At 37.5% G+C, this 13,025-nt stretch carries 10 protein-coding genes; 8 read left to right on the forward strand and 2 right to left on the reverse strand.

Features of this window, described 5'->3' with window-relative positions:
* The first annotated feature begins 17 nt into the window (after nt 1-17).
* The 8 genes from H9625_RS00505 (at nt 18) to H9625_RS00540 (ending at nt 10,060) form a co-directional block, all read left to right on the forward strand.
* The gene (locus H9625_RS00505; RefSeq protein WP_225226153.1) at nt 18-2,189 is read left to right on the forward strand and encodes a GH92 family glycosyl hydrolase; all 2,172 of its coding nucleotides are present in this window, start codon (nt 18-20) and stop codon (nt 2,187-2,189) included.
* 23 nt (nt 2,190-2,212) lie between these two features.
* Nucleotides 2,213-4,147: a glycoside hydrolase family 97 protein gene (locus H9625_RS00510; RefSeq protein WP_191762716.1), complete on the forward strand. Its 1,935-nt coding sequence runs from the start codon at nt 2,213-2,215 to the stop codon at nt 4,145-4,147.
* Between the two features lie 31 nt (nt 4,148-4,178).
* Nucleotides 4,179-6,494, forward strand: a complete 2,316-nt coding sequence (locus H9625_RS00515) for a GH92 family glycosyl hydrolase (protein WP_394354904.1) — start codon at nt 4,179-4,181, stop codon at nt 6,492-6,494.
* Nucleotides 6,495-6,790: 296 nt separating this feature from the next.
* On the forward strand, nt 6,791-7,672 hold the full coding sequence (locus H9625_RS00520; protein WP_191762717.1) for an energy transducer TonB: 882 nt from the start codon (nt 6,791-6,793) through the stop codon (nt 7,670-7,672).
* Between the two features lie 164 nt (nt 7,673-7,836).
* Nucleotides 7,837-8,151, forward strand: coding sequence for a hypothetical protein (locus H9625_RS00525; RefSeq protein WP_191762718.1), 315 nt, complete (start codon nt 7,837-7,839; stop codon nt 8,149-8,151).
* The gene (locus H9625_RS00530) at nt 8,148-8,582 is read left to right on the forward strand and encodes a hypothetical protein (RefSeq protein WP_191762719.1); all 435 of its coding nucleotides are present in this window, start codon (nt 8,148-8,150) and stop codon (nt 8,580-8,582) included. Before H9625_RS00525 ends, H9625_RS00530 begins: the two co-directional genes overlap by 4 nt.
* A 103-nt stretch (nt 8,583-8,685) precedes the next feature.
* On the forward strand, nt 8,686-9,072 hold the full coding sequence (locus tag H9625_RS00535) for a hypothetical protein (RefSeq protein ID WP_191762720.1): 387 nt from the start codon (nt 8,686-8,688) through the stop codon (nt 9,070-9,072).
* 244 nt (nt 9,073-9,316) lie between these two features.
* Nucleotides 9,317-10,060, forward strand: a complete 744-nt coding sequence (locus tag H9625_RS00540) for a UPF0489 family protein (protein WP_191762721.1) — start codon at nt 9,317-9,319, stop codon at nt 10,058-10,060.
* Between the two features lie 301 nt (nt 10,061-10,361).
* Here the strand turns inward: H9625_RS00540 and H9625_RS00545 are convergent, their stop codons facing one another.
* Both H9625_RS00545 and H9625_RS00550 read right to left on the reverse strand, forming a co-directional pair.
* On the reverse strand, nt 10,362-11,279 hold the full coding sequence (locus tag H9625_RS00545; protein ID WP_191762722.1) for a BT4734/BF3469 family protein: 918 nt from the start codon (nt 11,277-11,279) through the stop codon (nt 10,362-10,364).
* A 197-nt stretch (nt 11,280-11,476) separates the two neighbouring features.
* Nucleotides 11,477-12,997, reverse strand: coding sequence for a DNA primase family protein (locus H9625_RS00550; RefSeq protein ID WP_191762723.1), 1,521 nt, complete (start codon nt 12,995-12,997; stop codon nt 11,477-11,479).
* Nucleotides 12,998-13,025 lie beyond the last annotated feature (28 nt).

The raw sequence follows: 13,025 nt of genomic DNA on the forward strand, positions 1-13,025 counted from the left end.
AATAATAGATGAGATATATGAAATTTCAATTAGCTATTTGGGGATTTGTATGTTGTGTTTTGGCAGGGGGGGGCAACTTGCTCAAGGCTCAAAGTAATGTCGATTACGTCAATATGTTTATTGGTAGTACAGGTTCTCATAACACTGAATATGGAGGCACAACACCAGCAGTTAGCGAGCCTTTCGGAATGACACAATGGTGTGCAGCAACCCGTATAAACGGTATTTCACGTACTGCATATAATTACAATGATACTCATTTACTGGGATTTGTAGCTACACATCAACCTGCTATTTGGATGGGCGACTATGGTTTTTTCACCTTAATGCCACAAGTAGGAATATTGAATTTAGAACCAGAAAAACGAGCTGTAAAGATGGATCATGCACAAGAAATAGCTACACCATATTATTATAAGATAGGTTATAATGATGTGCAAGGTCATGCTTTGAAGACTGAGTTTACTGCTACATCCCGTTGCTCTTTTTTCCGCTTCAATTATCCCTCTACCGAGAAAGCTATTCTATTTTTGGAGGCTGGTCGGGAAAAAGAAGGGGGATCTATTGAAATCCTTCCGGACAAACAGGAGATTCGAATTTGTAACAAGGAGAGGCATGATAGTCATTTAGGTCCTCGCTTATATAATTTTAAAGGATGTTATGTTCTGAAATTCTCACGTCCATTCAGTCAGTATGGCACTTGGAATGAGGTTAAAGTATCCGAGATGCAGAGTAAGGAAGAGGGGGCACATGTCGGTGGATATATAGAATTTGAACTTGGTACAGAGGTTGTAGAAGTACGTATTGGTTCTTCTTTTATTGATTTTGAACAGGCTTCGGTCAATTTGGAAAAAGAAATTCCCGCATCTGTCAGTTTTGAACAAACTAAAAAGAAGGTGAAGGCGGCTTGGGAGTCCAATTTAGATAAGATACGAATTAAAGGAGCAACCGATGATGATGCAACGATTTTTTATACAGCATTTTTTCGCACTATGCAATATCCACGTGAATTTTCTGAGTACGGCCGCTACTACAGCCCGTTTGATGACAAAATTCACAAAGGTATTTCATACAATGCGTATTCACTGTGGGATACATTTCGTGCGCAGCACCCTTGGCTTCAATTGACACAGTCTCAACGGGTAGATGATATGATTACAGCGCTGATACAAATGTATAATGAAGGTGGTTGGCTGCCTAAATGGCCTAATCCTTCTTACACAAACATCATGATTGGTACACATGCTGATGCTGTTATTGCTGATGCGTATGTCAACGGATTTCGTAATTATGATGTAGAAAAAGCTTATGAAGCTATCCGCAAGGATGCTTTTCAAGCACCACGTGATGACTATCGTTGGGGAGACAGACATTATTGGAACGGTTCATACGAGGCTCGTGGAGGTCTGAAAGAGTATTTGGATTTAGGTTATGTTGCTGCAGACAAGACAACAGAGTCTGTATCACGCACATTGGAGTTTGCTATGGATGATTATTGTGTAGCCCAAATGGCAAAAAAACTGGGACATGAGGAAGATTATCATATCTTAATGAAACGCTCACGCAACTATTTGAATCTGTACAATCCACAGACAGGTTTTTTTCAAGCACGACATAGTAATGGTAGCTGGGCAGATATAGAAGAGGGATTTACTGAAGGTGGACGCTGGACATACCGTTTCTGCGTTATGCAAAATATACCTGATCTGATTCATCTTCTGGGTGGGGAGGATGTATTTTGTAAGGAGCTAGACAAAAACTTTGATGAAGGGCATTATCGTCATGATAATGAACCCGGACATCATTTCGCTTACTTATATGATTGTTGTGGCAAGCTTGATAAAGTGCAGAACCGTATTCCAATGATAATAAAACAACATTACAAGAATAAGCCTGATGGTTTATCTGGTAATGACGATTGTGGACAAATGTCAGCTTGGTATCTATTCAGTTCATTGGGCTTTTATCCGCTTACTCCGGCATCAGGTGAGTATGCATTGGGTATACCTCATTTTAAAGAGATAATCCTGCAGCTACGAGATGGTAAGAAATTGTTAATCAAAGCTCCAGAATTGAATAAAAAAGATTACTTATTGCGAGTGTATTGGAATGGAAAACTTTTGGAAAAGCCTTTTATCTCTATTCAAGATATTTTTAAAGGTGGAGTACTAGAGTTTTGTTCTGAATAATAATCAATTAAATATATTAAATAATGAGATATTACTTATTACTACTATTTCAGATATATATCTGTATTTTAGCATTTGTTGTAACAGGATGTTCCTCTTCCCTTGTATCGAATACGGTCAAATCTCCGGATGGAAAGTTAGAGTTTACTATTTATAAAAGTGAAAAAGGTGAACCTGTTTATGCTTTTAAAGCTAATAATAAACAGTTGATTAACAATTCATCATTGGGTATTAAATTTAAGAATAACAATGTTTTAACAATTACTGAATGTAGTATTGAAGAGACTAATGAACGTCAAGTACGGGATATTTGGAAACCAGTATGGGGAAAGAGAGCTATAGTAAATGATCATTTTAATGAAAAGACTTTCACGATAAGTAGTACGGCCGTGGATGGCTTGGAGAAACTTCTTGTAGTAGTTCGTGTTTACAATGATGGAGTTGCTTTTCGTTATGAGATTCCTACCGGGAATAGTAAACTAGAAAGAGAGCCTATGGAATGTACTACATATAACTTTGCTGATGATTATACTGCATGGAGCTATAATGGCGAAGAACATAATATTGGTCCTGAAAAGCTTACAGATAGTAACGGTGAGAGACTTCCGGTTGTTACAATTAAAGCTGATGACCATAATTATATGGCTCTTCATGAGGCTTATTTGCAAGAAGGAGAACCGTTGCGTTTATTCTCGAAAAAGGGTGAGATAGCCTATTCTGTAATATCTACACCAGGAAAGTTACATCCAAATTATAGTTCAGCATGGCGTGTTATCATGTATGGCACCACTCCTGGTACATTGGTAGATTCTCATCTTGTAGAGTTACTTAATCCTGAACCAGATCCTAAATATGATTTTTCATGGGTAAAACCGGGTATTGCTTTATGGGATTGGCGGATGAATGGTGCAGAAATAGATGGGTTTAGATATGAGATGTCTTATCCTTCTTGGGTTCGTGCTGTGGACTTTGCGGCTGAACAAGGATTTGCCTATCTTGTATTGGATGCTAATTGGTATGGTCCTGAATTTGCCACAGATTCTGATCCTATTAATGGTGATAAGGCGAATGATGTACGTAGACTTATAGAATATGGTAAACAAAAGGGTGTAGGTATTTGGTTGTATTTAAATGATGTTGGAGGAAAACAATATCCCATTGAAGAAACTTTGAAACAATATAGAAAATGGGGAGCTGTCGGTGTAAAATATGGTTTTATGACCGGTACTCAAGAAGAAAAAAATAAATGGACACAAACTGTAACGCGTCTGTGTGCCGAGAATCATTTATTGGTAGACTATCACGATAATCCAGTTCACCCTTATGGACAAATGCGGACATGGCCTAATGCTGTTACTAGAGAATATTGTCATGCGCAATTGGATGGTTATCATGTGTTTGTTCCGGAAACTTTCTGTACTTCCGTATTTGTGAATATGCTAGCAGGTCCTCTGGATATGAACAACGGTATGTTTGATTTACGCCCGGGAAAAACGACTCGTGTAGATTGTAACTTGCCTGTTCCTTCAACTGTAACATCTGAGGCGGCTAGAACATTGATCACCTTCTCAGGTGTAACCATTCTTCCAGATATACCTGAATATTATAAGAAATATCCCGAGTTACTTCGCTTTATCAGTGCACAGAAGATGCCCTGGGTAGAAAGTAAGACTTTGGCTGGCGAAATTGGAGAATATATTGTTATGATGCGTCAAACCCAAGAAGCTTGGCTAATAGGTGCAGTTACCAATGAATTGGCACGCACAGTGGAAATTCCTTTGTCTTTCTTACCTAAAGGAAAATTTATTGCGCAGATAACCAAAGATGGTGAAGATGCACACTATTTTGTTAATCGTGAATCTTACCAATCCGTTGAAGAAAGTGTGGATTGTAGCACTGTGCTAAAACTAGAGCTTGCAGCAGGAGGTGGAGCTTGTGTGCTGATTCAAGAAAAATGATAAAAGGTATCACAATTTGTCTTTGATTAGAATGTTAATGAGGATATACAACAAAAAGTGGAAAGTAATCTTGTTCTGGACAGGAGTCTTGTGTTATGCTTGTTGCGGAACAGAAAGTGACAAGGAACTGGCCGGGTATGTAAATCCTTTTATTGGGGCTAGTACGAATACCGAAGCTGCGGGAGCCTTTCATGGATTAGGGAAGACCTTTCCTGGGGCGACTTACCCGTTTGGTGCGGTACAAATAAGCCCCAATACAATTACGGGAGGAGACAATGGTTCGGGATATAGCTATGAACATCAAACTATTGAAGGATTTGCTTTTACCCAAATGAGTGGTGTGGGATGGTATGGAGACCTTGGTAATTTGTTAGTAATGCCAACGGTAGGTAAAATGTATACTAATTCTGGAAAAGAGAATGGAGTGAAGGGGTATCGCACTCGGTATGATAAGGCATCAGAGAAGGCTTCTGCTGGTTATTATAGTGTATATTTGCCCGATTATGGTGTACAAACAGAGGCTACGGTTATGGAGCATAGTGGTATGCTACGTTTTACTTATCCGAAGAGTAAGGAATCTCGAATACAGATAGATTTGGCTCGTCGCGTTGGTGGCACGTCTACCTTCCAATTTGTAAAGGTGGTTGATGAGTACACAATCGAAGGTCGTATGGAATGTACACCAGAAGGTGGTGGTTGGGGAAACGGGGATGGCAATGCCAGATATACAGTCTATTTCCATGCTCAGTTCTCAAAGCCATTGACAGATTATGGATTTTGGAATGTTGAAATTCCTGAAGGAATTTCGCGCAAACGTGAATTCGTAGAAAGTGCTCAATTTCAAAAACTTACATCCCAAGCGCAAATCATACAAGATAAAAAAGAATTCCAAGGAAAGCACATCGGATTCTTTGCTAACTTTGAGACAAAGGAAAATGAGCAGATTTTGTTTAAATCGGGGATTTCTTTCGTCAGTATAGAAGGGGCACGTAAAAATCTAGAGCAAGAAATTGCGGATTGGAATTTTGATGTCGTAAAGGAGGCTACTAAAAAGCAATGGAATGATATGCTGGCAACTATCCGAGTAAAAGGTGGTACGGAAGAACAAAAGCGTATCTTTTATACAGCTCTATATCATACAATGATTGATCCTAGAAATTTTACAGATGTAGACGGACATTATATTGGAGGAGATGGAAAGATACATACATCGATTGGCTTTACTAAACGGACCGTGTTTAGCGGTTGGGATGTATTTCGCAGTCAAATGCCTTTACAAAGCATCATTAATCCCGAAGTGGTTAATGACCTGCTGATGTCTTTGACGACCTTAGCTGAAGAAAGTGGTAATCACTATTATGAGCGCTTTGAGCTCCTGAATGCATATAGTGGGTGTATGTTGGGTAATCCTGCGCTTTCAGTATTGGCCGATGCGTGGGTAAAGGGTATATTTAAAGGAGATAAGGAAAAGGCTTATACCTACGCTGACAATACAGCACGCCTTTTTGGCAATACTGAGCGAGGCTATACCCCTTATAGTATTTCAAAAACCTTAGAGTATGCTTATACGGAATGGTGTATGGCACGTATGGCCATAGATTTAGGCAAAACAGAGGATATGGTTAAGTATTTGAAACTTTCCCGTTCCTATAAGAATTTGTACGATAAGGAAAAACATGCCTTCCGTCCGAGAAAAGAAGACGGTTCGTTTATAAAATGGCCCCAAAGAGGAAAATTGCAGGAAGGGTATGGTTGTACTGAGTGCAATGAACTGCAACAAGGTTGGTTTGTACCGCACGACATAGAAGGTATGGTAGAGTTGATGGGAGGTATTCAACAAACTGTAGCTGATCTTGATAGCATGTTTGCCCATACACCTCACAATTTTTTGTGGAATGTATATTACAATCATGCCAACGAACCAGTTCATCATGTTCCTTTTTTATATAATAGATTGGGAGAACCTTGGAAAACACAATATTGGTCTAGGTTTATTTGCGAACATGCTTACCATGATAAAGTGGAGGGATTGGTAGGTAACGAAGATGCCGGACAAATGTCTGCATGGTATGTATTATCGGCATGTGGTTTGTATCCTATTTGTCCAGGAGATACTCGTTATGAGATAACTTCTCCGTTGTTTAACGAGATAACAATTAAGGTAGGAGATAATAAAACATTTGTCATCAAAGCACACAATAATTCAACCTCTAATACTTATATACAGTCTGCTCGTTTGAATGGAAAGGAATACTCTCAATGTTACTTGGATTATCAAGATATTATGAATGGAGGAGTATTGGTATTGGAAATGGGAAATGCTCCTAATATGCATTGGGGGATCTAGAGTAGTATTTTTAAGGTATGAGGGTGTAGCGAAGGATCTCTTTTCTTATATTTAGGAAATAGGTTCTTCGTTACTGTTTTTATATTAAACTTATTCAAGTTTCGCAAGTACTCAGATAATATAATAAAAAGTAAGCATTCGATAAAGAAGGAAAGAGCAAAAAAGAGAATCAACAGTTTTCGTACAATGCTCAGAAACAATTAACTCAAATTCTTAATTCAGATAACAGTAAGATTGTTTTCACCTATAGCAATGGAAGACTTTCTCAGTTTGACAAGTATGATAAAGATGGAAAATTGCTTGAACGCACAAAAAGGAAGTATAGCAGTTCTTCAAATTTTACTGATATCGAATACAACAGCAATGGAAAAGAAAAAAAACAATACACTTACAGTAATGGCTTGTTAGTTTCTGAAAAGACATCTATCAGTAATAGAACGTACACTTATAATACGCAACGCAAACAAACATTAGTGAAATATTCTGGCAGAGAGTTGGATATGGGAGAATTTATGGGAGCCATGATGTGGGCAAATGTAAGCGGAGATGTTGATGCTATAAGTGGCATAAAAGGGAAAGCTGTTTCCTCTACAATCAGAAACACATACAATACCAAAGGTTTATTGGATAAAGCTGTAACTACCAAAGGTAGTGGACAAACTGAAATAGTAAATTTCAAATATGAATATGACGCAAAAGGAAATTGGGTTAAGAATGTAGCTACTTATAATGGCCCTAAAATAGATGAATTTATTATTATTTTTGAGCGTGAAATAGTATATTATTCAAATAAGAATCAGCAAGCTACATATACATCTTTAACTGCCATTGAAAAATCCAAATTACCAGATGTAGATGCTGAATTTCCAGAAGGATATTTAGGAATACAAAAATATTTAGCAGCTAATGCTAAATATCCAATGGAGGCTATGGAGAATGGAGTAATGGGAGATGTAAAAGTAGAGTTTACAATTAATGAAGATGGTTGCATTAGTGATATACAAATAACTAAAGCAGCATCAAAAGCCTTGGGTGAAGAAATAACAAGAATAATTAGCACTATGCCTAAATGGAATCCTGCAATTAAAGACAGCAACCCTGTAAAAGTCAAAAAGAATTTGACTATAAGATTCAGATTGTTAGGAATGGGAAGTTACTCTATAACTTTACTCAAATAAAACTATATACAAATGCTTATTTAATACAATATCATCATTTTATTCAAGCGCACTAAGAAATGAATACTTAGTGCGCTTTCTTTTTGTCCTTTAAATGACGATTTTGCGCTTTTCAAGACCCCAAACCCTTAATGACGAAATAATATAAGAACTCTCTGCTTATCATGTGGAGTAACTTTATAAACTTTTTCTTTGATGGTACTTTAGAAGAATCATCAAAGCGTCAGTCTGGGGTTTGTACTGATGAAACCACAAAAACAAATTCAAAATATGAATCAGATGTTGAAGCTTTGAAGAAAGCCTATAGTACTTCTTTTGCAACTGGTCTCAGCATTGAAACTACATTAAAAGAAATGCTGGAATTATGTCCGAGAGAAAGGAAAAGGACAGATGCTTATCAAGGTCTAATCTCATATCTGAAAAAGAACTACGGAATAACCTTAATCATCAAATCACGAAAAACCAGACAATCACTATGAAGAATTACTTTATTGCGAACGGTGCTATTCTTGATACGGGGATGAGCGCCGAAGAAATAGAAATGGCAGTACAGGAAAACTTGGATGAAAGTACCGGAGGATTAGTACAATTCAGGGTTAAGGAACTGAGTGAATCAAGCATCACAATAGTATTTATCCGTGACTTCCTGACAGAGCCAGGCAAGTCGATAATCTTTGATTGCGACATGAACCTGATACTGAACATTGGAATCGAAGCCTTTTTACCTGAGAAGTTTGGCGGATATCCTTTACTCTATCCCCTGAACTTTGCAGGAAAGAATTTCTATACCGATATGACAGCCTTTATTCGGCTCTATAAAACGCTGCTCCTGATGTATAGGAAACAGGAGGTGGAGTATATCGGAATCAGGTGTTATAGCGACAGAATAGTAATGAAGATTGAATTTTAACGAATGGAGAGATTAAACTATGAACGAAAATAACAACACTCAGACAACGCCACGATTATCTAAAAAGTTCTTTGTAGTCGGCAAGGTTTATGATACGGCTCTTATGACAGACCAGGAGATAGGGGATGCAGTACAAGAAGACCTGGATGATTATATTGGCGAAGGGAAAGTAAATTTCAGCATCCATACAGACTCCAATATGATTTCCCTGATTTTCATAAGGTTCACGAATTACTATAAGCAGAATAATATAGATTTAAGCAAAGATATGATTGATGCCGATGCTTTTATGGTGACGGGTGAAGACTATAATGGCTTTCTACTACCTTATAAGTTCCCGATAGCTCCCTTCGGATATAGCCCTTACACGCTGGGACAATTTGATTTCAAGATGGCCTATAAAGAATCAGCCGAATTGCTTGGGGTTGATAAAGTGAAGTGGATGAAGATGGAAGTGAGCCATTATTCAGTAGTAATTAGAATCAAATAATCAATGGATAAAGAAAACGTAACTTGCTATTATTTTTGTTTTTCAGCAGAGAATCTTATAAAACATACACTTTATGCAGATAATTTCTTAAATTAGCATTGAAAAACAATTAATGTTTAGATAAAATAGGATTCTTGAATATTAATAAATTGCAAAATATTATTTCAGATAATATAAATAAATTCAATTGATTAGTTTGAGAATAGTTTTAGTAATACGGCTGACAATAAAATGATATAGTATTATGGGAGTAGAAATTTATAAAAATAGAGATTTAAAAGAATCTGGATGCGATAAAGTGAACTTTCTCTATAAAGAAGATAAATTCTACGTTATGGACAATCATCTTTGTGCCATTTGGTGCTGGGAACAACAGATAAATCCAGAAAACCAATATGGAATTTTTCATATAGATCGCCATTATGACTTGTTAAATAATTTGTCTGACAGTTTTTTAGAAGAGAACCGAAATGCTATTACAGGAACATCTTTTGAAAACTTTTTAACGGTAAAAGGTGTCAGCGGAATTAGATTTGACAATTATATAGATTCTTTTAACAGGTTGCATACAAATATGCTAAGTAAAGCATATTATTGTACACATAAAGATGGAACAGATTGGTATAACACAAGTCTTGAATCTGTAACTTTAGAATCCCAAAATGTAGATATTTGGGATTTACCAAATAATATTGATTTTTGGATAGATTCATCCAGAAGGTGGATAATTAATATTGATATAGATTTCTTTTTTCAAGTTGCTGATGAGGAGTGCTATCGTTTTTTGACAAATCAATACATTAAAAATGTCTGTAATTCAATTAAAAAAGTGATAGATAGAATAGATGTTATAACAATAGCACTAAGTCCAGAGTTTTGTGGTGGATGGAATAAATCTTTTGAGGTACTTCATATTTTAGCCAAAGAATTTAATATTCAGTTCCCATTTCAATATAAAAAAATACATGGTGAATCTTTATTGGTTTAAATGGGGTACACATATCATTAATAGGTTAATTAAAAATTATGAAGTCTATATTATATTTCCCAATAATACATATCTTTCATTCATTTTTATAATAAGGAGTCACTATACCAAAGATGGGCAATGGTATAGTGGCTTTTCTTTCTTGCCAATTATTCCTGTACTTTGATGATAACAAGTAATGTAACCTTTTTTCTTTTCTCTAGATATACTATTATATAGGGATATATAGGGATATATAGGGAATAGAAAATTTTTGGTTCTACTTGGTTATTGATAATCTATGTACAAAGCTATCTGTTCTTTATAGTTCCCGATACTTCAAGCCTATACTCCCTCTTTTCCTTACCCATTGATAAGCATTATTTATTTGTTTTTGAAGTTCGTTTTTGGGAAAATCCGGGGCTATATATTGGGAAAGGTAATCTTGGGCAACTTTCTCCGAAATTCCCCATTCTGCCATTTCTCTAGCCCTCTTGAATGTGGAGTCATGTCTGTTTCCTGGAATCATAGGAAATTTATCCCATCCTCCTTCTAGATAACGGATAATTTTTCCCGTTTCTGGATCTGGAATGAAAACAGGGGATGCTGGGATGGATATGGTCGGAGCGAAGGAAACTGGCTGTGATTTCCTTGTAGTCCATTCCTTGCTGACGGGATTCAGATATAGATTCTTATCACTGCTGAGGAAACAAGCCCGGCTGATACCTTTGCAATTATCATCCCAATAAGGGGAATTATAATATTCCTTTAGAGCATCCAGATATGCGTTATGTATCTCGTTATTGATGTTGTCCTTTACCTTGACCCCTACCTTGAATCCCCTTCCGCTTGGTGACATGAAGCAGAAATGAGTATAAGGATCAGCTTCTATCATATCCCTGACTTCCGACATTTCCGTGAGAGGAATCTTATCAAAATCCGCTATCAATAAGCCAGAGGGAGAAACGAAACCCGCATTGTTGAAATCATTGAATATTCCTGTAAAGATACAGACAGGGAGGTTGTGTTTCAATTCATCATATTTTTTATGGTCGGCATCATAGAAGAACCTCATTTGTTCTATCACGCCTTTTAGCCTTTCTTCCCTGATTGTATTGAGAACCACATCAAGATCTTCATGGATCGGTTTAACCTCCAGCCTGACAATGTATTCTTCCTTTGTCACGGAATTTATCCGTTTTTCATAAGGCAACCTTGAAAATGCTGTAACCGTTATCATATATTTATTGAATTATAAGTTCGTTACTCTGGTTTAATCATTTTTCTTTCCCTTCCCCGGGAGGAAGGGGGGGAGAGGGGGAAAAGAGGGGGAAATGGGGTAAAAAAGCCTATTTTTACTAATTATTCATTCCCATACATTGGCTAAATGCTTCAAAAAGGCAAATAATAGAGGGAAATTTACCCCTTTCCCCTCCCTTACTCTCCTTTCGGGGAAGGGAAAGAAGGAACACTTATACTAGGATTAGAGAATGGAGTAGAAACTTGAATATCCGGAAAACTTGGAACAGGCTTGCTGATACCAATCTTCACCCCTTTCTTTCCCATATCCTTTACTGTATAGCCTTCTCCTTCCAGTTTCATCCTGAAGTTGGCTCTTGTTTCCATAATCAACCTGTTATCCTCACAATACCGCTTATATTCATTGTAAAGTGCCATTATACCCTGTTCTACCTGAGAGTCTGGCTTATACTGATAATATTCAAGATACATTGCCACACTGTCCGTAGTTTCTTTATATTCCTGTTCCAGTGCTTCTATGACAGGGGACTTGCTGAGCTTCTTACCGTTTGTTATCAACCTTTTCAAACCTTTCACGGCCCAAAGCAATATTCCCGGCAGTTCAGAACAGAGCTTTCTTGAAAGTTCAGGGTCTGCTTTCTTTGGATCTATCTTCTGTTTGAACGGGATGATCAGCAGCCTTCTTCTGAAGCCATAGGAAGTGTCTCCGCTCGTAGGAAGGGAATTGCAGTTGAAGGCCATCCTCGCATAGTTCCTTATGATTTCCGGTTCTTTATAAGGCCTTCTTGATTCGGTAGGCTCACCGCTTGCCAGCTGTTTGAAGATCCCGTTGGAAAATATCTTCCCGTTGAAATCGCTGCTATAGTTCAGGAGCTTGTTCTTGATCATAGCCCTTGTATAGCCGTTTTCGTTACATAAGGAGTTTATGTTGTAAGTGCAGACATTATCATTGCCCAAGAGAGCCATGATGACCTCGAAGAATACACTCTTACCATTGAAACCGCTCCCTACGCAACAAAGCACCTTCTCCAGTTTTATGGAATTACAGAGGCAACTTCCGACAAATTCCTGCAACACCGCTTGAACGTCCTTTTCCGGAAGCACCTCATCAAGAAACTTCTGGAACATAGGGTATTGGGCATTCGGATCATATCCATAAGGAAGCACATAAAAGAAAAAATCTTCCGGCTTATGTTTTTCTTCCTTTACGTTTCCCTTGTCATCAATGGACAAGGTCAGATTCTTGAGATTTATCTTGGTAAGTTCCGAATCCTGCTGCATGGACTGGTAGAGTGAATACCGTGCCTGTTCATAGATTTTGCTCACTACCTTCACATTTTTTGAGGAATATTTGTCTGTACCCATTTTCTGCAATGCCTTTCCAAAGAAATGCTCCAGATCCAGTTCGGTCACGGATTCCCAATATTCCTTATTATACAGGTAGGCAGTCCTGTCCTGATTAAAGGCGATCCCATAACCTAGCTTCTCTGTTACAGCCCTCACTTCCTCCACTGTAACTATTGCTTTAATTTCATCGTTCAGCTGAATGGAACCGATCTTCTCTTGAATCACGTTCCTCATCAGTTCATCCTTTTCTTTGCCTAACCTTCCATAAAGGTCGGCAGCGTAAACCGACTTCAAATCCTTCTTGGAAAGATTGTCGATTATTTCCTTCAATATATCTTTCTGTTTGTTCATTCAATTGATTGTTAAAAAAAATCACGGC

This window comes from Phocaeicola intestinalis (genome assembly GCF_014837065.1).
GTDB classification, from domain to species: domain Bacteria; phylum Bacteroidota; class Bacteroidia; order Bacteroidales; family Bacteroidaceae; genus Phocaeicola; species Phocaeicola intestinalis.